This window comes from Azohydromonas caseinilytica (assembly GCF_012927045.1).
Classification (GTDB): domain Bacteria; phylum Pseudomonadota; class Gammaproteobacteria; order Burkholderiales; family Burkholderiaceae_C; genus Azohydromonas; species Azohydromonas caseinilytica.
This window is the reverse complement of record NZ_JABBFW010000010.1, coordinates 104,162-125,558: the sequence shown is the minus strand read 5'-3', so window position 1 is coordinate 125,558 and position 21,397 is coordinate 104,162. Positions and strand designations below refer to the sequence as shown.

Genomic DNA, 21,397 nt, shown 5'->3' with positions numbered 1-21,397 from the left:
GCGGCGGATGCGATGGTGGCACCAATCCCGGCCTTACAGCCCCAGCACGCGCTCGGCGTTGCCGTGCATGACCTTCTCCATCACGGTGTCGGCGTAGCCCAGCTCGGACCACTCGCGCAGGATGCGCTCGTAGGGGAGGCTGGGGTAGTCGCTGCCGAACATGATCTTGTCCTGCAGCCGGCCGCGGATGTCCACCTTCAGGCTGCCGGGGAAGTGCTTGGGCGCCCAGCCCGACATCTCCCAGTACACGTTGCCCTTGTGCAGCGCCACGGCGGTGGTCTCCTCGACCCAGGGCCAGCCGGGATGGGCCATGATGATCTTGAGATGGGGGAAGTCGGCTGCGAGGTCATCGATCGCGCCCGGGTGCGCATGGCGGATGCGCGCGCCGTTGCCGCCGGGCATGCCCGCGCCCATGCCGGTGGTGCCCACGTCGATCATCACCGCCGCGCCCAGCGCATCGATCTCCTCGAACAGCGGGTAGAAGCGCCGGTCGTTGACGGCGAAGTGCTGCATGATCGGGTGGAAGTGGAAGCCGATGAAGCCCAGCTCCCGCACGGCCTTGCGCACCTGCCGGATCGCGATCTCTCCCTTGGCCGGCTCCACCGCGCCCCAGCACTGCAGGATGCGATCCGGGTGCCGCTGCCACATGCCGTGCACGTACTCGTTGCTGCAGGGTGGCGTGGCGACGGTGGTCTCCAGGTCCAGCGCCACCAGGCAGGCCTGCACGCCGGCGCCTTCGAACTCCCTGATGACCTCGTCCTCGCTCTTGGCAACCCAGTCGCGCTTCCAGTAGCGCGCCAGCTCGGCCGGGTAGGGGCCCTGGGCGTCGATCCAGGTCTGGGTACCGGGGTAGCAGTGCAGGTCGATGATGCGCATGGGTGTCTCCGTGATGTCTGTGTTTGGGGATGCCGGCGCAACCAGTGCGCCAGCTTCATGAGCGATGTCTTGCAGAATCAAGCGGCTTGGGCGGCGCCGGCCTCCCGCGCCACCTTGACAGCCACCATCTCCCCCAGCGCCTTCTTCGACACCTTGCCGAAGGTGGACACCGGAAAGTCGGGCAGCAGTTCCAGCCGCTCGGGCAGCTTGAACTTGGCGATCTCGTGGGTAAGCAGGAAGCTGACCAGCTCGGCCAGGCTGAGCGAGGCGCCGCGCTTGGGAATCACGCAGGCGCACATCCTTTCGCCCAGCGCGGCATCGGGCATGGGCACGCAGGCCACGTTCTGCACCGCCGGGTGCATGAGGATCAGGTTCTCCACTTCCTCGGCGCTGATCTTCTCGCCGCCGCGGTTGATGAGGTCCTTCTTGCGCCCTTCGACGATGTAGTTGCCACTGGCATGCTTGCGCATCAGGTCGCCGGAGCGATAGAAGCCGTCGGCCGTGAACTGGCGCGCGTTGTACTCGGGCACGCCCCAGTAGCCGCGCAGCGTGTAGGGGCCGCGGCAGGCCAGCTCGCCCACTTCGCCGTCGGGCACCTCGCGCCCCTCGTCGTCGATGAGTTTCACCTCGTCGTCCGGGCACACCGGCCGGCCGCAGGTTTCCAGCAGCACCTCCTCGGGATCGCCGCGGCGCACGAACATCAGCACGCCCTCGCTCATGCCGAAGTTCTCCTGCACGAAGGCCTTTTGGAACAGCTGCCGTGTCCTCAATCTCACCTCGGGCTGCATGCGCTGCCCGCCGCTCTGGATCTGCTGCACGGAGCTCAAATCGAAGTCGCCGATGGCCGGATCGTTGATGAGCCGGACCAGCAGCGCCGGCACCACTTTCAGATGCGTCACGCCGTGCTTCTGCATCAGCGCGAACATCTCCGCCGGCCGCGTGTTGGCATGCAGCACCACGGTGGCGCCCTTGAACATGAAGCCCTGGATGCCCGGGCAGGCCAGCGGCAGGTTGTGCGCGATGGGCAGCACCAGCAGCAGCACCGATTCGGCGTCCACGCCCGCCACGTCGGCGGCGACCTTGGAGTTGTAGGCGTAGTCGTTGTTGGTGCGCGGAATCAGCTTCGGGATGCCGGTGGTGCCGCCCGAGAGCTGGAAGATGCACGGGTCGCAGGGATCGATGTCCAGCGCGCGCAGCGCCTGCCTGTCGCGCGTGGCCGGCCGCTCGATCAAGTCGGTCAACGAATGCTCGCCCGGACCGGGTTGGCCGAGTACCAGCCGCAATTGCAGGCAGGGGTTGGCTGCCTGCACGCGGTCGATCACCGGGCCAAACCGGAAATCGCCCACGGCTTCCGGGTACACGCAGCAGCGCGCCTGGGCCAGTTGCGTGAACTGGCTGATCTCGGCGAAGCGGTGCGTCACCAGCGCGGCGATGGGAATGGCGCCGATCTTCTGCAGCGCGAAGTACAGGATCACGAACTCCGCCACGTTGGGCAGCGTGGGCACCACGCGGTCGCGCGGCTGCAGGCCCAGGTCCAGCAGGTTGAGCGCCAGGTTGTCGCTCAGGGCGTCCACGTCCGCGTAGCTGTAGCGGCGCTCGCCGTCGATGAGCGCGGTGCGCGGCGCGTACTTCTCGAAGACGGCGGCGAACTCCTGCGCCAGCGAGCGGTCCTGCCAGTAGCCGCGCTCGCGGTAGCGCTGCGCCAGCTCGGCCGGGAACGGCACGAATCCTTCGATCATGGCAGCCTCCCGCTTCAGGTCGAGCTGGTGAAGCCGCCGTCGATGACGACCACCTCGCCGGTGACGAAGCGGTTCGCGGTCAGCAGGTTCAGCATGGTCTCGGCCACGTCGTCGGCGGTGACGCAGCGGCGCAGCGGCGTGAGCTTGGCGCGCTTGCCCATGAGCTCGTCGTACTTGTCGCCCAGCATGCGCTGCATCCAGTCGCCTTCCATCCAGCCCGGCGCGACGGCGTTGACGCGAATGTCGGGCCCCAGGTTCCAGGCCAGCGTCTTGGTGAGGTTGACCACCGCCGCCTTGCTCGCCGCATAGGGCAGCGGCTGCGGGCCCGGGCGCAGGCCGACGATGCTGGCGGTGTTGACGACGGCCGGCTCGGTGCCCTTCCTCAGCAGCGGCACCGCGGCGCGCGTGACCTGGAAGGTGCCGCGCACGTTGACGGCGAAGGTGCGGTCCCACTCCGCCATGTCCAGGCTCTCCAGGTCCTTGACCTTCCAGGCCGCGGTGGTGCCGGCGTTGTTGACCAGCGCATCCAGCCTGCCGAAAGCCTCGCCGACCTGCTGCATCGTGGTACGCACCGCCGCGTCGTCGCTGACGTCGCACTGCAGCAGCAGCGTGCGGGCGCCCAGCTTCTCGGCTTCGGCGGCCGTGGCCTGCGCCGCCTTGGCACTGGAGCCGTAGACGATGCCCACGTCGAAGCCCGCGCGCGCCAGGGCCAGCACCGCGCTGCGGCCGATGCCCGTGGCGCCGCCGGTGACCAGCGCCTTCTTCCTGTCCGTCTTCATGTCTTGTCTCCTCGGTGGTGGACGGGTCCACTCTAGGCATCGGGGGGTGCTTCAGAAGATGGCAAGATCGGCCGCCTGATAACGCCATGGCATCCCCATGCAGACCCCATGAAGATCGAGCAGTTGCTGGGCATGGTGACCATCGTCGAGCAGGGCAGCCTGCGCGCGGCGGCGCGGCATCTGGGGCTGGACCAGCCGGCGCTGACCAAGAGCATCCGCGCGCTGGAGCGCGAGCTGGGCGTGGTGCTGTTCGAGCGCGACCCGCGCGGCATGGTGCTCACCGCCTCAGGGCGGCTGCTCTACCAGCGCGCCAGCTTGGTGGTCAACGAGCTGCGCCGCGCCCGGGATGAACTGCAGCAGGCGGCGGGTGGCGGCGAGGGAACGTTGACGGCGGGCTTGTCGATCATGCCGCACGTGGGCCTGCTGCCTCACGTGCTGCCGGAGTTCAAGCGCCGCTACCCGCTTGTGAAACTGAAGCTGATCGAGGGGCTGTTTCCGGACCTGGAAGGTCGCTTGCGCAACGGGGCGCTGGATTTCTTCATCGGCGCCTCGCCGCGCCAGCCGCCGGCGCCGGGGCTGGTGTCCACGCTGCTGTTCGAGAACACGCGCGTGGTGGTGGGTCGCAAGGGGCATCCGCTGGCGCGGGCCGGCTCACTGGCCGAACTACAGGATGCGGAATGGGCCACGCCCTCGCTGGACTACAACGCCGAGGAGGACCTCAACGGCGTCTTCGCCAGCCACGGGCTGCAGCCGCCGCGCGTGATGCTGCAGGCGGCCTCGGCCCTGTCGCTGATGGTGGCGCTGTCCAGCACGGATCTGCTGGCTTTCCTGCCGCGGCAATGGAGCGAGTTCGCGCTGGCGCGCGAGGCGCTGCAGGCCATCCCCATCCGCGAGCGCATCCCGGCGCCGGCCATCGTGATGATCCGCCGCCCGGACCTGCCGCTGATGCCGGCGGCGGAGTATTTCAGCGACCTGCTGCTGCGCTTCGCGCCACGGGATGAGCAGCGCTGAGATCGGCCGGGTCAGAGTGCCTCGATGCGCGGCCCCTCAGCGGGGCCGAACCAGGCTTTCCTGAACGCACCGCGCGTGGCCTGCTCGGCCTTGTTGTCGCCCTTGGCCCGATAGACCTGCGCCAGTCCCGCCAGCGCCCAGCCGTTGTTGCGTACGCGGCCCAGCGAGTCACGCAGCATCTGCTCGGCCTCGTCGAGCTTGCCCTGGCGCAGCAGCACCGCGCCCAGCGACTGGCGCACCGGGTAGTACCAGTACGCGGGCTCCATGTACTGCAGCTTGTCCTCGATGGCGATGGCCTGCCGGTAGGCCCGGGCGGCGCCGTCCAGGTCGCCCTGCGCATCGGCGAGCCGCCCGGCCGCCACGTGGCGCGCGGTCTCGATCACGGCCTTGGCCGGCACGCCCCAGGCTTCGAAGGGAGCGAAATCGGCGCTGCCCGCCAGCTTGTCGAGGGCCTCGATCTCGCGCTGCGCCGCAGCCGGGTCTCGCTGCCCGGCCAGGGCCACGGCCCGCGCGTAGTGGTAGTGCGCCTTGACCAGCGCCAGGTCGTCGGGCGGCGCCGGCAGTTGCAGGATCGCCGCCGGATCGGCGAACTGGGCATGCGTGGTATAGGGCGCCGCCTTGATCGGCTGCAGCGCCGGGATGGCGCGGGCCGCGTCGGTGGGAATGGCCGCGTCGAGCTTGCGCGCGGCGTCCAGCGCGGTGCTGCCGTCGCCGCCCATCTGCGCCGACACCATCACGAAGTGGATGTTGTGGGGGTAGTAGGCGCCGCGGTACATCGGGTCCGAGGACGAGGCCTTGAAGTAGCGCTCGTCGGCCTCGATGGCACGCTGGTTCACTTCCAGCGAGTCCCGGTACAGGCCCACGCGATAGTAGATGTGCGAGGGCATATGCACGATGTGCCCGGCTGCCGGCATCAGCACCCCCAGCTTCCTCGCGTACGGCAGCGCCCGCTCGGGCCGCGTCGAAGCCTCCACCGCGTGGATGTAGAGGTGGATCGCATGTGGGTGCGAGGGGTTGCGCGCCAGCACGGTCTCCAGCGTGCGCACGATGTCGGCGCCGCGGCCCTTGGGCCGGGTGCCGCCGGCTTCCCAGTAGTCCCAGGGCTGCGTGTCCATGGCGGCCTCGGCGTAGAGCGCCTGCACCGTGTCCTCCTTGGGATAGCGCGTCGCCACGGCCTTCATGGCGTCGGCGTAGGCGGCATCCAGCGCCCCGCGCTCGGCCTTGGGATCGGCCGAGTAGCGCCGCTGCAGGGCCTCGATCAGCGCGCGGTCGCGGGCCGGGGCCCGGCCCTTCAGGGCGACGGCGCGCTCCAGCGCGGCCAGGGCCGGCGCCACGGCCTGGGGCCCCATCGGCGCGTTGATGTTCGGGCCGAGCACCAGTGCCTCGCCCCAATGGCACATCGCGCAATCCGGGTCGAGCTGCTGCGCGGCCTGGAATGCGCGCTGCGCCTCGGCATGGTTGAAGGCGACCATCCAGCGCAGCCCCTGGTCGAAATAGGCCTGCGCCGTGGGGCTCTTCGTGCCGACCTTCAGGCTGAGCTTGCCCAGGGCGTCGTAGAGCGGCACCTGACCACCGGCGGCCTCCATCGGCTGGGCCTGGAAGGGCTTGAACTCCGTCTTGGCCGGGGGCTGCGCCTGCGCCAGCAGCACGGCCGCGAGCATGGGCGAGCCCATTTTCGCCACCGGTCCGCAGGCCGCGCCGGCCGCGTCGAGCAGGGGGTCGAAGGCCGGATTGGGCGCGGCGCCCACGCCGGCACGCTCGGGAATGAGCGCCGCCGACCCGATGAGTGCGGTGGACGCCACGAGCGTGAGGGCGCTGTGGCGGTGGGACATCCAGGGCTTGGCCATGATGCACCTCCTTCAGAGCCAGGACGGCGGACACGGAGGGCGTCCGGGGCCTGGACCACGGCAAGGGGCCGCCATGGTGCCGGAAGCCGTGCCTCTTGGGCACGACAACCGCGGTGTCGAGATGCCATTGCCTGGGCAAAGTATGCAGGCCGCGGCCGCGCCTCAAGCCCTCTCCAGCGCCACTGCGATCCCCTGGCCCACGCCGATGCACATCGTGCACAGCGCGTAGCGCCCGCCGCGGCGGCGCAGCTCCAGCGCCGCGGTGAGCGCCAGCCGCGCGCCGCTCATGCCCAGCGGGTGGCCGTAGGCGATGGCCCCGCCGTTCGGGTTGACGTGCTCGCCGTCGTCGGGCAACCCCAGCTCGCGCAGCACCGCCAGCGCCTGCGCGGCGAAGGCCTCGTTGAGTTCGACCACGTCGAAGTCCGTGATGCGCAGCCCCGTCTGCGCCAGCAGCTTGCGCACCGCCGGCACCGGGCCGATGCCCATCAGCCGCGGCTCCACACCCGCGGTGGCGACGCCGATGACGCGCGCCAGCGGTTTGAAGCCTTCGCGCGCGACGGCCGCCTCGCCGGCCAGCAGCAGCGCCGCCGCCCCGTCGTTCACGCCCGAGGCGTTGCCGGCCGTGACGCTGCCGCCGGGGCGAAACGCGGGCTTCAACGCGGCCAGCGTGTCCAGCGTCGTTTCCGGGCGCGGGTGCTCGTCCTGCGTGACGAGCCGGGTGTCGCCCCGGCGACCGGGTACGGGCACCTCGGTGAGCTCCGCGCGCAGCACGCCCTCGCGCAGGGCGCGCGCCGCGCGCTGCTGGCTGCGCAGCGCGAAAGCGTCCTGGTCGGCGCGGTTGATGCCGAAACGCTGGGCCACGTTCTCCGCCGTCTCGCCCATGGCGTCGGTGCCGTGCAGCGCGTGCATGCGCGGGTTCACGAAGCGCCAGCCGATGGTGCTGTCGTGGATTTCAGCGTGGCGCGAGAAGGCGCCGGTGGCCTTGGGCAGCACGAAGGGCGCGCGGCTCATGCCCTCCACGCCACCGGCGATGGCCAGCTCCAGCTGGCCCAACGCGATGCCGCGCGCGGCCGAGGCGATGGCCTCCAGGCCCGAGCCGCAGAGGCGGTTCACCGTCGCGCCCGCAACTGTCACCGGCAGCCCGGCCAGCAGCGTGCACATGCGTGCCACGTTGCGGTTGTCCTCGCCGGCCTGGTTGACGTTGCCGTAATAGACCTCATCCAGGCGCTCCCAATCGAGCTTCGGATGCCGCGCCATCAGCGCCTGGAGAGGCAGTGCGCCCAGGTCATCGGTGCGCACGCCGGCGAGCGCGCCGCCGTAGCGGCCGATGGGCGTGCGCAGGCCGTCGCACAGGAAGGCGTGTGGCATGTTGAACCTCATTGGGCCTGCAGGCCGAGCTCGGCCACGATGCGCTTCATGGTCCCGCGCTGGGCCTGGAAGAAGTCGCGGGCCTCGGCCACGCTGCCCGGGTGCGGGTAGATGCCCATCTCGGCCAGCCGCGCCACCAGGTCGGGCGCCTGCAGCACCTTGTTGACATCGCGGTTCACCTGCTCTGCGATGGCCGGCGGCAAACCCGCGGGCGCCAGGATCGAGAACCAGCCGATGGCCTCGAACCCGGGGTAGGTCTCGGCCACGGTGGGAACGTCCTCGAAGCCGGGCAGGCGCTTGTCGGAGGTGACGGCCAGCGCGCGCAGCCTGCCGGACTTGATGTGCGGCAGCAGCCCGGGCACACCGTCGGCGGTGAGCAGCGCGTCGCCCGAGAGTACGGCGGTGACCGCGGCCGGCGGCGACGGGTAAGGCACGAAGAAGAGCTGCATCTGCCCGGCGCGGCTGGCCATCTCGCCGGCCAGGTGCGGCAGCGAGTTGGGCTGCGGCGCGGCGAAGTTCACCTTGCCGGGACGGGCCTTGGCGTACCTGGCGAAATCCGCAAGGGTCTTGAACTCGCTGCTCGCGGGCGTGACCAGCAGCAGCGGGCTGGTGCCGACGGTGGCGACGGGCGTGAGGTCCTTGTCGGGGCTGAACTGCGGGTTCTTGTAGATGAGCGGCGTGATGGTTGCCATGGCCGCCGGCACGAAACCCAGCGTGTAGCCGTCGCCGGGCGAGCGCGCCAGCGCCGACATGCCGGGAATGCCGCCAGCGCCGGGCTTGTTGTCCACGATCAGGCTCTGCTTCCACAGCGCGCCCAGCCGCTCGGCCACCAGCCGCGCCACCACGTCCGGCGCCGCGCCCGGGCCCACCGGCACGATCAGGCGCACGGGCTTGCTGGGATAGGTGCCCTGGGCGGCGGCCGGCAGCGCGCACGCGGCCAGCGTGCAGGTCAGGGCCAGGCCGGCAAGGGCGCGGCGGCGCAGGGTGTTCATGCGTTGTCTCCTTGGTCGGGGCCGCCTCGTCGGACGGTCCGGCGGACTCTAGGGGAGCGCCTGCCGGCCCGGCAGATGGCGGCGGCGCCGCAGTGATGCCTCTGGCTCATCTCCCGGGCAAACCCTCGGCAACGGCGGCCGCGCGACAAGACCCGCCGGCAAGCTCAACGCCGGTTGCACCGAGTTTGGTTTCGCCAAACAGGACTTGGTTCAAGATTGCATGCTGAATTGCATACAATCGCGCTCAGCGTGTGCCGAGTCTTGCGTTCTGCCTTCGGGGTTGGGGCGCATGACCATTGGCACTCCTGCGTCCGTCGCCGCGGCGCCCGTACCCATGCCAGCCCGCTGGGCACAGGTCGCGACATCCGCACCTCACAGAGCCCGCTGTGGTGAGGCGCATGGCTCACATGAATTCATTGAGCATGCCTTCACACAACGTTCAGCACTTCGACCCGGCCAACCTCACCACCGAGCAGGCTGCGGTGTGCGAGCCCATCCAGCAATACTTCCTGGGCCACGCCAGGGACGACGCCTCGTTCATGCGCCAGGCCTTCCTGCCGACGGCGCACATCGAATCGATGCGCGACGGCGTCTTCACCTCCTGGCCGCTGGAGCTGTATTGCGAGCGCTTCAAGGGCGCGCCGGCCACCGACGAGGCGTCGCGGCGCCGCAGCATTGACTGGGTCGATGTCCGGGGCAGCGCCGCCTGCGCCAAGGTCACGCTGGTGCACGGCGCCACCACCTTCACGGACTACTTCGTGCTGCTGAACACCGCGCAGGGCTGGAAGATCGCCAACAAGGCGTTCCAAGGACAGCCCACCTGAGCGGTTCATTCGGCTTCTTGCTCGACGCTGAAACGTTCCCTCGCCATGCCCGCACAGGCGGGCATCCACGCTGGCCAGGATGCCGCCCGGAATCCGTGGACACCCGCCTCCGCGGATGTGAAGAGGTCGTTTCAGCGAAAGAACGAATTGGAACCAGGCCGCGATGGGCGCGCTTGGAGCGGGCGCGTGGGATGGGACTGAAGACGAAAAACGCCTTCCGGTTGATGTGCATCAAGGTGTAAATTAAGCTTTCTAAGCTTCACGATGGGATCGCCCATGCCGATGAGGCCGCATCCACGTCGGCATGAAGCCGGTGCCAGCCGCCTCGATTTTTCAAGACAGGCAGGGCATTCGGCGGCTGCAGACCTCGCAGTACTTAGGTTTCTGGTCCATGCATCAACTGTCCAATCTCAAGCTCGGCACCAAGCTCGGCGCGGCGTTCCTGTCCATCGTGGCCCTGGCCGTGGTCCTGGGCTGTTTTTCACTGCTGCAGCTCAATCGGGTCAATGCCAGCACCGAGGAGATCGCGGCGCACCGCCTGCCCAGCATCAAGGTCGTTGCCGATCTCAACCTGACCATGAACGAGTTCCGCCGCTCGGAAATGGTCCACTACCTCGTCGAGGACGAGGCGGGCAAGGCGCGACAGGAGCAGTTCCTGGCCGCGCACCGGCAGCGGCTGGAAGCGCAGCTGCGCAGCTATGAAGCGCTTGCGCATTCTTCCGAGGAACGCCAGGCGCTGGAGAAGTTCCAGCGCGGCGTGGCGAGCTACTGGCCCATCAGCGAACGCATGCTGGCTCTCTCCCGTGCCGGCCAGGAAGGCAAGGCGGAACTGCACCGGCACCTCAGCGGCGAGTCCTTCAAGGCCTTCAACCAGGTCCGCGACGACCTGGCGCGGCTGACCGAGATCAACAGCCAGGGGGCCGACCTGGCCCGCACCGAGGCGCGCGGCACCTATGAAAGCTCGCGCGGCTGGGTCATCGGGTTGCTGGCGGCGTCGGTGGCCGTGGCCTTGGCCCTGGCGACCTGGATGACGCGGCTGGTCACGCGCCCGCTGAAGCAGGCCATCGGTGCGGCGGAGCGCATCGCCGATGGGGACCTTTCGGTGGAGCTGAAGGCCCAAGGGCGCGACGAGACGGCGCAGCTGCTGCAGGCCCTGGGGCACATGCGCCAGCGCCTGGTGTCGATCGTCCAGGGCGTGCGCGAGAGCGCCGAAAGCGTGGCCACGGCCAGCGCGCAGATCGCGCAGGGCAACGGCGAGCTGTCCGGGCGTACCGAGTCGCAGGCCAGCGCGCTGCAGGAAACCGCCGCCTCCATGGAGCAGCTGGGCTCGGCGGCACGGCTCAATGCCGACCACGCCGGCCAGGCCAACGAGCTGGCGCTGGCGGCGTCCACGGTGGCGCGGCAGGGCGGCGACGCGGTGGCGATGGTCGTGGACACGATGCGGGGCATCAGCGACAGCGCCGGCCGCATCGCCGAAATCATCGGCACCATCGATGGCATCGCGTTCCAGACCAACATCCTGGCGCTCAATGCCGCGGTGGAAGCCGCGCGCGCGGGCGAGCAGGGCCGGGGCTTTGCCGTGGTGGCCGGCGAGGTGCGCATCCTGGCGCAGCGCAGCGCCGAGGCGGCCAAGGAGATCAAGGCGCTCATCGGCACCAGCCTGGAGCGCGTGGACGAGGGCTCCAGCCTGGTCGATCAGGCGGGCGCGACGATGGCCCAGGTGGTGGCTTCGATCCGCCGCGTCACCGACATCATGAGCGAGATCAGCACCGCAAGCCGTGAGCAGAGCGCAGGCGTGTCCCAGGTGGGCGAGGCCGTCGCGCAGATGGACCAGGCCACGCAGCAGAACGCCGCGCTGGTGGAAGAAAGCGCGGCCGCGGCGGCAAGCCTGCGCCAGCAGGCCGAGCAGCTGGTGCAGGCCATGGCCGTGTTCCGCCTGGGCCGCGCCGGCGCCGCGGTGGCCTGAGGTCGCGCCAGCGCTTTGGCGCCTGGGTCAGGATGCCGGGCGGCGTGGGCCTGTCGCGGCCGCTGATGGCCCTGCCGTTTGCCGTGTCCCGTGCCTTGGGCTACACATGGTGCCTCGTCACCGGGGCACACCGCGCGGCTTGCGCGGCGGTGGCCCGCCCTCCGAGTCCTGTTCAACGCGCCAGCCGCTCCTGAACCATGACCGCCTACCGGCACGCCATCGGCGTCACCACCTACCGTTTCGATGACCTCGCCACGCTCATGGCCCGGGCTTCGCCCGAGCGCTCGGGCGACCAGCTCGCCGGCGTGGCGGCCGGCTCGGCGCAGGAGCGGGTCGCGGCGCAGCGTGCGCTGGCCGAGGTGCCGCTACAGCGCTTCCTGCACGAGGCCTTGGTGCCGTACGAGGACGACGAGGTCACGCGGCTGATCCTCGACAGCCACGATGCGGCGGCTTTCGAGCCGGTGGCTTCGCTCACTGTGGGCGGCTTCCGCGACTGGCTGCTGTCCGACGCGGCCGACAGCGCCGCGCTGGCGGCTCTGGCTCCGGGCATCACGCCGGAGATGGCGGCGGCGGTGTCCAAGCTCATGCGCAACCAGGATCTGATCCTGGCGGCCCGCAAGTGCCATGTGCGCACACGCTTTCGCGGCACCATCGGCTTGCCGGGGCGGCTGTCCACCCGGCTGCAGCCCAACCACCCCACCGACGATGCCGCCGGCATCGCCGCCAGCGTGCTCGACGGGCTGCTCTACGGCAGCGGCGACGCCGTCATCGGCATCAATCCGGCCACGGACAACGTGCCGCAGGTGATGCGCCTGCTGGAGATGCTGGACGCCGTGATCTCGCGCCACGGCATCCCGACGCAGTCCTGCGTGCTGACCCATGTCACCAACACGCTGCAGGCCATCGAGCGCGGCGCGCCGGTGGACCTGGTGTTCCAGTCCATCGGCGGCACCGAGGGCACCAACAGCAGTTTCGGCATCAACCTGGCGCTGCTGGCCGAGGCCCGGGCGGCGGCACTGTCGCTCGAGCGCGGCCATGTGTTCGACGACGACGGCCAGCGCGGGCGCAACGTCATGTACTTCGAGACCGGGCAGGGCAGCGCACTGTCGGCCAACGCGCACCATGGCTGCGACCAGCAGACCATCGAGGCCCGCGCCTACGCGGTGGCGCGCCGCTTCTCGCCGCTGCTCGTCAACAGCGTGGTGGGCTTCATCGGGCCCGAGTACCTGTACGACGGCAAGCAGATCGTGCGCGCCGGCCTGGAGGACCACTTCTGCGCCAAGCTGCTGGGCCTGCCCATGGGCTGCGACATCTGCTACACCAACCACGCCGAGGCCGACCAGAACGACATGGACGTGCTGCTGACGCTGCTGGGCGTGGCCGGCTGCAGCTTCATCATGGGCATCCCGGGCTCGGATGACGTGATGCTCAACTACCAGACCACCTCGTTCCACGACGCGCTGTATGCGCGCCGCGTGCTGGGGTTGCGGCCGGCGCCGGAGTTCGAGCAGTGGCTGGAGCGCATGGGCCTGTTCCAGCCGGGCCTGGCCCGTCCGGCGGAGATGCTGCCCGCACCCTTTGCCGCGCTGCTGGGAGCCGCCCCATGAGCCGCCCCATCGTCACCGAGAACCCCTGGCAGGCGCTGCGCCGCCTCACGCCGGCGCGCATCGCGCTGGGCCGCAGCGGCATCAGCCAGCCCACGGCCCCGCACCTGGACTTCCAGATGGCCCATGCGCAGGCGCGCGACGCGGTGCACCGCGCGCTCGACACGCCGGGCGTGATCGCCGCGCTGCAGGAGCTGGGCCTGGCCGCGCTGCCGGCGCGCAGCGCCGCGGGCGAGCGCCGGGTCTACCTGCAGCGGCCCGACCTGGGGCGGCGCCTCGGCGCGGAGTCGGCGCAGGCCTTGCGCCAGGCGGCGTCGGGCGGATGCGACCTGGTTTTTGTCGTGGCCGACGGCTTGTCGGCCCTGGCCATCGAGCGCCAGGCGGTGCCTTTCTTGCGCGCGCTGCTGGAGCTGCTGCGGCAGGACGACTCGCCGTGGCGGCTGGGGCCGGCGGTGGTGGTCGAGCAGGGCCGCGTGGCCATCGGCGACGAGGTGGGCGAGCTGTTGCGGGCGCGGATGGTGCTGGTGCTCATCGGCGAGCGCCCGGGGCTGAGCTCGCCCGACAGCCTGGGCCTGTACTTCACCTGGGCGCCCCGGCCGGGCCGCAGCGATGCCCAGCGCAACTGCATCTCCAACGTGCGGCCCGAGGGCCTGGCGCCGGCCGAGGCCGCATCGCGGGCGGCCTGGCTGCTGCGGGCAGCACGCAGCCGGCAGCTGACCGGCGTGGCGCTCAAGGACGAGAGCGCGCCGCTTGATGCCGTGCCGGGCAGCAGCCGGAATTTCTTGTTGCCGGAGTGATACGGGTCTCAGGGAACATCGGACACTCCTTCCTCGTTCGCCCTGAGCTTGTCGAAGGGCAGGCGCTCGAATGTCGCAGCAGGGGCTTCGACGAGCTCAGCCCGAACGGGAGTCGTGAGTCCGCGGACTTCGTAGGCTCCGAATGATTACGCGGCCAGCCGCAGCACCGGCGCGCGCGTGGACGCCAGCCGCTCCACCAGGCCGGCGCCCAGCGTTGGCGCGTCGAAAGCCACCATCTCGTCAGCCAAGGCCCGGGCCCGCGCCCTGAAGCCCGGCTGCGTCAGCACCTGTTGCACGGCCTGCAGCAGCGCGCGCGGCTTGGGCCGGCCGGTGCGCAGGTTGATGCCGGCGCCGCTCCACGCCACGCGCGCGGCGATCTCCGGCTTCTCCTCGCTGCCGCCGGCCACGACCAGCGGCAGGCCATGCGCCAGCGCCTGCTGCACGCCGCCGTAGCCGCCGTTGCTCACCACCGCGGACAGCAGCGGCAGCAGCGCGGGGTAGGGGATGAACGGCGCCAGCCGGGCGTTGGCGGGCAGCTCGCCGCCCAGGGCCGCTGCCGCGTCGGCGGACGCCGCGGTGGCGACCACGAGCAGTTCCTCCTGCGCCAGCGCGCGCAGTGCCGGCACGATCAGCTCGCGCACGTCGGTGGCCAGCGTGCCCTGTGTCACCAGCACGACGGGCACGCCGGCGCCGTGCATCGCCTCCACATCGGTCCACCAGGCGGGCAGTGCCTGCGCCTGCGGCGCGGCGCGCGGCCACAGCGGCCCGATGAAGTGCACCTGCGGCGGCAGGTCGGCGCGCGGGTACTCGAAGCCTGGCACCGTGGGCTGCAGGTAGAGCTGGGGTGAAAGGACCTCGAAGTACGTTCCTTCGCTTGCGGGCAGCCCCGCTGCGGCCCGGGCACGCCGCCAGGCGCGGTTGGTGCCGGCGAACAGGCCGCGCAGGATCAGGGCATTGAGGAAGCGGTTGCGCGAGCGGTCGCGCTCGTCGCGCGCCGGCGGCAGCGCCGAGCCGAAGGGCGCGGTGTCCAGGCTCGGCACGCCCAGTGCGCTGACGCCCAGGCCGGCCCAGGGCACGCCGTGCTTCTCGTGCAGCAGTGCCGCGCCGAGCTGCGCCTGGTCGGCCAGCAGCACGTCGGGCGCGAAGGCCTCGCAGGCCTCCTCCAGCTCGCGCAGCTGGCGCGGCGCCGGGGCGATGAACAGGGCGTCGAGCTGCGCCTTGATGCGCCCCAGGCCGCGCCGGCTGCGCAGCGCCGGGAAAGCGGCCTCGACATCGGCATCGTCCCAGTCGGTGTCGCCCAGGGGCCGGAAGGCCGCGCCGGCGGCCTCCACCAGCGGAGCGAACTTGCGTCCCGCCAGCCAGGCCACCCGGTGGCCCCGGTCCGCCAGGGCCCGCACCAGCGCGGCCATGGGCCGCACATGGCCGGTCATCGGGACGGTGGCAACGAGCACGCGGGCCATGGCGGCACAGTCTGCCAGCCGTCAGCGCGCGGCGTGAACGGCTGGCATGCCCCTGCCGCCGCCCCGGCACGCCGCCTGCTGCAGACTCCCCTCGCCATGCTGCTGCCCAAGTTCGTGCACCTGCTTGCCTTCCTGGCCGGATTCGCGGCCATGGAAGTCGTGGCCTGGGCCATGCACCGCTGGGTGATGCACGGCCCGCTGTGGTGCTGGCACCGCTCGCACCATGAGCCGGGCGGCGGCTCCCGCTTCGAGCGCAACGACCTGTTCGGCCTGGTGTTCGCGGCGCTGGCCATCGCCCTGTTCTGGATCGGCACCGACGTGCAATGGCGCGCGCTGTGGTGGATGGCACTGGGCATCACCGCCTACGGCCTGCTCTACGTGCTGGTGCACGACGGGCTGGTGCACCGCCGCATCCCGTTCCCGTTCAAGGCCCGGCGCGGCTACCTGCTGCGCCTGGTGCGCGCCCACCTGCTGCACCACCGCAGCCGCGAGCGCGACGGGGCGGTGGCGTTCGGCTTCCTGTGGGCGCCCGATCCCGAGCGGCTGGAGGCGCAATGGCACGCGCAGCGCCGGCGCTGACGCCCGCGCGCCAGCGGCGTGTGGGACTGGCCCTGGCGGCGGCGATCATCGGCGGCTGGCTGGCACTGCATGTCTGGGGTGTGTTCCCGCACCGCTGGAGCGCGATCGACGTGCTGCGCGCGCCGCTGCTGATCGCGCTGCAGGCCTGGCTGTCCACGGGGCTGTTCATCGTCGCGCACGACGCGATCCACGGCTCGCTGGCGCCGCACCGGCCCCGGCTCAATGCCGCCGTCGGGCAGCTGTGCGTGGGGCTGTACGCGGGTTTTCGCTTCGCGCGGCTGGCGGCCTCGCACCAGCGCCACCACGAGGCGCCCGGCACGGCGGACGACCCGGACTTCCACGCCGCCGACCCGCGCGCCTTCACCCCGTGGCTGCGCGCCTTCTTCCTGCGGCACTTCGGCTGGATCGAGTTCGCCACCGTCACCGCCGTGCTGGCGCTGTACCTGGCGCTGGGCGCGCGGGCCTCGAACCTGATCGCGTTCTGGGGGCTGCCGGCGATCCTGTCCGCGCTGCAGCTCTTCACCGTGGGCACCTGGCTGCCGCACCGCCAGGGCGCCGATGCCTTCGCCGACCGCCACCGCACGCGCTCGCTGCGCTGGCCCTGGCTGCTGTCGCTGCTGGCCTGCTACCACTTCGGGCGCCACCACGAGCACCACCTGTGGCCGCAGGTGCCGTGGTGGCGGCTGCCCGCGGTGGACGCGGCCGGGGCCCGGCATTGACCGTGGCACGGTGGCTCCGGCACCGTGGCGTGCCGGCCGCGCGCACGTCCTAGACTGCTCTCATCCCTTCAGCGGTCCGGAGGCGTCCATGTCGCACGAATCGGACTCGGCCGAGGCGCAACTGGCCGGGATGTTCGCGATCCCCGGTGTCGGGATGGCGCAGACCGATCCCGTCACGCGCCGCTTCCTGCGCGTCAATGCCGCGCTGTGCGCCATCGCCGGCTACAGCGAGGCCGAGCTGCTGGCCATGACGGTGGACCAGCTCAACCACCCCGAGGACCGCGAGCTCGACCGCCGCACCTTCGAAAGCCTGTTCCGCGGCGAAACCGGCTACCAGGTGGAAAAGCGCTACCTGCGCAAGGACGGCGCCGTGGTGTGGGTGCGCGCCAGCGGCAACGTGCTGCGCGACGCCCGGGGCCGCCCGGTGCGCGCCTTCGCCGTGATCGAGGACATCGGCCAGCGCAAGCGCGGCGAGGAACAGCTGCGCCAGAGCGAGGCGCGGCTGGCGCTGATCTTCGAGCGTGCGCTGGTGGGACTGTCCGAGATCGCCGCGGACGGCCGCTTCCTGCGCGCCAACCCGGAGCTGGGCCGCATCGTGGGCCGCGACCCGGGAGAGCTGCTGCGCATCGGCATCTGCGACGTGACGCATCCGCAGGACGTGCCGCCCAGCCTGGCCGCCGCGGAGCAGGTGCTGGCCCATGGCGGCAGCGCCACGCTGGAGAAGCGCTACCTGCGCCCGGACGGCTCGGTGGTGGTGGCCCAGAGCAGCCTCACGCGGCTGGACCCGCTCGACGGCGAGGCGCCGCGGCTGCTGGCCGTGACGGTGGACCTCACTGCGCTGCGCGAGAGCGAGGCGCGGCTGCGTGTCATCACCGACAACATGCCCGCGCTCATCGGCTACCACGACCGCCAGCAGCGCTACGTCTGGGTCAACGAGGAGTTCAGTCGCTTCTTCGGCGTGCCGCGCGAAGCCCTGCTGGGCAAGACCATGCGCCAGTGGCTGCAGCCCCATGTCTACGAGCGGCTGCACCCGGGCGTGGAGGCGGCGCTGCGCGGCGCGCGCGTGCGCTTCGAGGACAAGGAGCCCGACAAGTACGGCCCCGGGCTGCACAGCTGGACCGAGGAGAACTACATCCCCAACCTCGCGCCCGACGGCAGCGTGCAGGGCTTCTTCGTGCTGGCGCTGGACATCACCGCGCGCAAGCGCGCCGAGGAGGCGCTGCGCGCCAGCGAGGCGCGCATCCGCGCCATCGCCAACCTCGTGCCCGACCTGCTGTGGAGCAACGACCCGCATGGCCGGGCCGACTGGTTCAACCGCCGCTGGTGCGACTACACCGGGCAGCGCGAGAGCGAGGCGCTGGGCGACGGCTGGACGGCCGTGGTGCACCCGGACGACCGGTTCACGGCCGTGGCGCGCTGGCGCCAGGCGCTGCGGCAGCAGCAGCCGCTGGACAACGAGCTGCGCCTGCGCAGCCGCGACGGGCCTTACCGCTGGCACCTGGTGCGCGCCGAGCCGCAGCTCGACGAGGACGGGCGCGTCGTGCGCTGGTTCGGCTCGGCCACCGACATCCAGGCGCATCGCAGCGCGCGCGAGCTGCTGGAGCAGCAGGTCAGGGAGCGCACGCGCGAGCTGCGCGCGCTGCTGGCGCGCGTGGAGCATGTGCAGGACGAGGAGCGCCGGCGCATCGCGCGCGAGCTGCACGACTCGCTGGGCCAGTACCTCACCTCGCTGGGGCTGGCCGTGGGCGCGCTGACCCAGCAGCCGCTGGAGCCGGCGGCGCGCGAGCGGCTGGGCACGCTCAACGGCCTGCTGCAGCAGGTGGACCGCGAGCTCGACCGCATCGTCTTCACGCTGCGGCCCACGGCACTGGAGGACTGCGGCCTGGGCGACGGCGTGGCGGCCTACGTGGGCACCTGGTCGGAGCTGTCGGGCACGCCGGTGGACCTGGTGCTGCATGGCCTGGACGGCCAGCGCCTGCCCACGCCGGTGGAGACGGCCGTGTTCCGCGTGATCCAGGAGGCGCTGAACAACGTCACCAAGCACGCCGGCGCCACGCGCGTGAGCGTGAGCCTCAAGCGCAGCCGGCGCCAGCTGCTGGCCAGCATCGAGGACGACGGCGTGGGCTTCGAGCAGGAGAGCGACGGCAGCCACGCCGCGCCGGGCCGCGCCAGCTGGGGCGTCCTGGGCATGAAGGAGCGCATCGAGGCGCTGGGCGGGCATTTCGTCCTGGAGTCGCAGCCGGGCGTGGGCACCACGGTGCTGCTGCGCGTGCCGCTGGACGGTGCGGTCGCGTCTTCCGGTTGAGCCACCAACGGCCCACGCGCGCCATGGGTGACGGCGCAACCCGGGTGCCCCGGCGCGTCATGGGGGCGCCGCTACACTGGTTCGCATGGATTCCGCGGGCAGCTTGTTCACCATTGCATTGCTCATCGCCCTCAGCGCCTTCTTCTCCGTCGCGGAGCTGTCGATGGCCTCGGCCCGGCGGCTGCGCCTGCGGCAGCTGGCGGAGGAGGGCGATGTGCGCGCCGAGCGCGTGCTGCAGGTGCAGTCGCAACCGGGCAGCTACTTCACCGTGGTGCAGATCGGCCAGAACATGGTCGCCATCCTCGGCGGCGTGGTGGGCGAGGATGCGCTGAGCCCCTACGCCGTGGCGCTGCTGGAGCAGGTGCTGCCCGCGCGCAGCGCCGAGCTGGCGGGCTTCCTGCTGTCCTTCTCCATCGTCACATCGCTGTTCATCCTCTTCGCCGACCTGCTGCCCAAGCGCCTGGCGCTGACGCAGCCCGAGCGGCTGGCGATGCGGCTGCTCACGCCCATGCGTTGGTGGATGCGGCTGCTGGCGCCGGTGGTGTGGCTGTTCAACGGCCTGGCCGACGCGCTGATGCGGCTGCTGGGCCTGCCGCAGCAGCGCGACGAGCGCATCACCTCGGCCGACATCCTGGCGCTGACCGAGGCCGGCGCCGAGGCCGGCGTGCTGCACGTGCAGGAGCAGGAGGTGATCGAGAACATCTTCGAGCTGGAGACGCGCACCGTCGAGAGCGCGATGACCACGCGCGACCGCATCGTCTACCTGCTGCAGGACGAGGCCGAGGAGATCATCCGCGCCCGCATCGCCGCGCAGCCGCATTCCACATACCTGGTCTGCGACGGGCACATCGACCAGGTCGTGGGCTATGTCGATGCGGCCGACCTGTTCGCGCGCGTGCTGCGCAAGGAGCCCATCGCGCTGCACGGCGAGGCCGCCAAGGGGCTGCTCAAGAAGGTGCTGATGGTGCCCGACCGGCTGACGCTGTCGGAGGTGCTAACCCAGTTCCGGCAGGCGCACGAGGACTTCGCCGTCATCGTCAACGAGTACAGCCTGGTGGTGGGCGTGATCACGCTCAACGACGTGATGAGCACCGTCATGGGCAGCATGGTGCTCACCGGCGACGAGGAGCAGATCGTGCGCCGCGAGGACGGTTCGTGGCTGATGGACGGGCTCACGCCCATCGGCGACGTGCTGCGCGCGCTGCACCTGGACCCGGCCGAGCTGCCGCAGCGCGGCCAGTACGACACGCTGGCGGGCTTCCTGATGGTGCGGTTGCGCCGCATCCCGCGCCGCACCGACCGCGCCGACTGGAACGGCTACCGCTTCGAGGTCATCGACGTGGACAGCACCCGCATCGACCAGGTGCTGGTCACGGCGCTGGGCGACGACGTGGTGCTGCCGGGCTAGAAGCTGAACAGCGACAGCCCCACGCCCAGGCTGGTCTGTCGGTGGTTGTAGTCCAGCAGCGTCTCGCCATAGCCGGTGAAGAGCTGCACGTACCAGCGCAGCCCCTCGGGGTGGTCGCGCCACACCGGGTGGGTCCAGTCCAGCTGCAGCGATCCGCGGCTGAGGTCGCGCAGGTGCGTGCGCCAGGCCAGCTGCATGGTGGACGAGCCCGGAAACCAGCTGGCCGTCAGCTCCGCGTTGCCGATGTAGCGGGTGAGGTCCGGGTTGTCGTCATCGCCGGACTCGCGCAGGCGCCGGTTCAGGCGCAGCTGCAGGCCGAAGTCGCCGCGCTCGGCGGCGGTGCCGAAGTAGACGCGGTTCCAGCTGCGCGACAGCGCGCCGTTCTGGCCGTTGGACTGGTGGGCCAGGCCCAGCTGCACCATGCGCCAGCGCCAGCTCCCGGGCAGCTCGCCCAGGCCCTGCGGCACCGGCACCACGTAGATCGCCTCGGGCTCGTGGTCGGTGCTGCGGAACGGCGAGGAGTCCTCGCGATTCCACAGCTGCCACAGCGAGCGCTGCGTGTAGGCGAGCCACAGGTCCGCATCGGGCAGCAGCAACCCCTCCGCCACCTTGGCGCGCAGCGAGATGCGCAGCTTCGCTTCGGTGGAGCGGTCGCTGTCCCGGGCCGGCACCGCGCCGCGCGTGGGGCTGGAGGGCGCCCGGTTCAGCCCGGACGTTCGGTGCAGCGGCAGGAAGAAGTTGGGCAGGTACGTCCGCACGACGAAGGTGCCGCGCTTGTCGGCGGGCGTGAGCTCCCAGAACTGCGACATCGCCTCGGTGAGGGCCAGGCCCTGGCCGGACCGCCCCGGCGTTACCGCATCCCGCTCCACCGCCGGCGCGGCAGCCTGCGTGGGTACGGGCACCGGGGCGGTGGCGGCCGGAGCGGCCAGCGCCTCGTTGCGTGCCGCGGCCTGGCGGAACAGCCGGTCATAGCAGGCCAGGCGTTGCGCGTCGTCCTCCAGTGCGGCGCAGTCGGCGGCTGAAGCGGATGACAGGGTAGGAAGAAGGACGAGTGAAGCGGCGGCCAGCAGGTCGCGGTGACGGGGCAGGGGCATGAGGGCGTTGCTCGCGCGGCGGTTGCCGT

Annotated in this window: 17 protein-coding genes; 9 read left to right on the top strand and 8 right to left on the bottom strand. The window is 71.2% G+C overall.

The window, feature by feature from the left end:
• Positions 1-33: 33 nt before the first annotated feature.
• From HHL10_RS15920 to HHL10_RS15910, 3 genes are all read right to left on the bottom strand, one after another.
• On the bottom strand, positions 34-876 hold the full coding sequence (locus tag HHL10_RS15920) for an amidohydrolase family protein (RefSeq protein ID WP_169161374.1): 843 nt from the start codon (positions 874-876) through the stop codon (positions 34-36).
• 77 nt (positions 877-953) lie between these two features.
• The gene (locus HHL10_RS15915) at positions 954-2,615 is read right to left on the bottom strand and encodes a (2,3-dihydroxybenzoyl)adenylate synthase (RefSeq protein WP_169161373.1); all 1,662 of its coding nucleotides are present in this window, start codon (positions 2,613-2,615) and stop codon (positions 954-956) included.
• 14 nt (positions 2,616-2,629) lie between these two features.
• Positions 2,630-3,394, bottom strand: coding sequence for an SDR family NAD(P)-dependent oxidoreductase (locus tag HHL10_RS15910; RefSeq protein ID WP_169161372.1), 765 nt, complete (start codon positions 3,392-3,394; stop codon positions 2,630-2,632).
• A gap of 108 nt (positions 3,395-3,502) precedes the next feature.
• On the opposite strand from HHL10_RS15910, the gene HHL10_RS15905 reads away from it, so the two are divergent.
• Entirely contained in the window at positions 3,503-4,405 is a 903-nt protein-coding gene (locus HHL10_RS15905) for a LysR substrate-binding domain-containing protein (protein ID WP_169161371.1), read from the top strand.
• Positions 4,406-4,416: 11 nt separating this feature from the next.
• On the opposite strand, the gene HHL10_RS15900 is transcribed toward HHL10_RS15905, so the two are convergent.
• From HHL10_RS15900 to HHL10_RS15890, 3 genes are all read right to left on the bottom strand, one after another.
• Entirely contained in the window at positions 4,417-6,252 is a 1,836-nt protein-coding gene (locus HHL10_RS15900; protein WP_169161370.1) for a tetratricopeptide repeat protein, read from the bottom strand.
• Between the two features lie 162 nt (positions 6,253-6,414).
• Positions 6,415-7,620 carry a 3-oxoadipyl-CoA thiolase gene (gene pcaF / locus HHL10_RS15895; protein ID WP_169161369.1) on the bottom strand — a complete coding sequence of 402 codons (1,206 nt, stop codon included), beginning with the start codon at positions 7,618-7,620 and terminating at the stop codon, positions 6,415-6,417.
• A gap of 8 nt (positions 7,621-7,628) precedes the next feature.
• Positions 7,629-8,612, bottom strand: a complete 984-nt coding sequence (locus HHL10_RS15890) for a Bug family tripartite tricarboxylate transporter substrate binding protein (protein WP_169161368.1) — start codon at positions 8,610-8,612, stop codon at positions 7,629-7,631.
• 422 nt (positions 8,613-9,034) lie between these two features.
• Between HHL10_RS15890 and HHL10_RS15885 the strand changes: the two genes are divergently transcribed.
• From HHL10_RS15885 to eutC, 4 genes are all read left to right on the top strand, one after another.
• A complete protein-coding gene (locus HHL10_RS15885; RefSeq protein WP_169161367.1) occupies positions 9,035-9,436 on the top strand; it encodes a nuclear transport factor 2 family protein in 402 nt (133 codons plus the stop codon).
• Between the two features lie 391 nt (positions 9,437-9,827).
• On the top strand, positions 9,828-11,402 hold the full coding sequence (locus tag HHL10_RS15880; protein WP_205833064.1) for a methyl-accepting chemotaxis protein: 1,575 nt from the start codon (positions 9,828-9,830) through the stop codon (positions 11,400-11,402).
• A 197-nt stretch (positions 11,403-11,599) separates the two neighbouring features.
• Entirely contained in the window at positions 11,600-13,009 is a 1,410-nt protein-coding gene (locus HHL10_RS15875) for an ethanolamine ammonia-lyase subunit EutB (RefSeq protein ID WP_169161365.1), read from the top strand.
• Positions 13,006-13,803 (top strand): ethanolamine ammonia-lyase subunit EutC, encoded by a 798-nt coding sequence (gene eutC, locus HHL10_RS15870; protein WP_169161364.1) that lies wholly within the window; start codon positions 13,006-13,008, stop codon positions 13,801-13,803. The genes HHL10_RS15875 and eutC overlap by 4 nt, the downstream gene beginning before the upstream one ends.
• A gap of 146 nt (positions 13,804-13,949) precedes the next feature.
• Here the strand turns inward: eutC and HHL10_RS15865 are convergent, their stop codons facing one another.
• Positions 13,950-15,263 (bottom strand): glycosyltransferase, encoded by a 1,314-nt coding sequence (locus HHL10_RS15865; protein WP_169161363.1) that lies wholly within the window; start codon positions 15,261-15,263, stop codon positions 13,950-13,952.
• Positions 15,264-15,359: 96 nt separating this feature from the next.
• On the opposite strand from HHL10_RS15865, the gene HHL10_RS15860 reads away from it, so the two are divergent.
• The 4 genes from HHL10_RS15860 to paeA all read left to right on the top strand — a co-directional run bounded on the left by HHL10_RS15860 (position 15,360) and on the right by paeA (position 20,274).
• On the top strand, positions 15,360-15,842 hold the full coding sequence (locus HHL10_RS15860) for a sterol desaturase family protein (RefSeq protein ID WP_169161362.1): 483 nt from the start codon (positions 15,360-15,362) through the stop codon (positions 15,840-15,842).
• Positions 15,818-16,561, top strand: coding sequence for a fatty acid desaturase (locus HHL10_RS15855; RefSeq protein WP_169161361.1), 744 nt, complete (start codon positions 15,818-15,820; stop codon positions 16,559-16,561). Before HHL10_RS15860 ends, HHL10_RS15855 begins: the two co-directional genes overlap by 25 nt.
• An 88-nt stretch (positions 16,562-16,649) precedes the next feature.
• The gene (locus HHL10_RS15850) at positions 16,650-18,866 is read left to right on the top strand and encodes a PAS domain-containing sensor histidine kinase (RefSeq protein ID WP_169161360.1); all 2,217 of its coding nucleotides are present in this window, start codon (positions 16,650-16,652) and stop codon (positions 18,864-18,866) included.
• Between the two features lie 85 nt (positions 18,867-18,951).
• Complete coding sequence (paeA, locus tag HHL10_RS15845) at positions 18,952-20,274, top strand: polyamine export protein PaeA (RefSeq protein WP_169161359.1); 1,323 nt, start codon at positions 18,952-18,954, stop codon at positions 20,272-20,274.
• On the opposite strand, the gene HHL10_RS15840 is transcribed toward paeA, so the two are convergent.
• Positions 20,271-21,368, bottom strand: a complete 1,098-nt coding sequence (locus tag HHL10_RS15840) for a phospholipase A (RefSeq protein WP_169161358.1) — start codon at positions 21,366-21,368, stop codon at positions 20,271-20,273. The genes paeA and HHL10_RS15840 overlap by 4 nt on opposite strands.
• Positions 21,369-21,397: the final 29 nt, after the last annotated feature.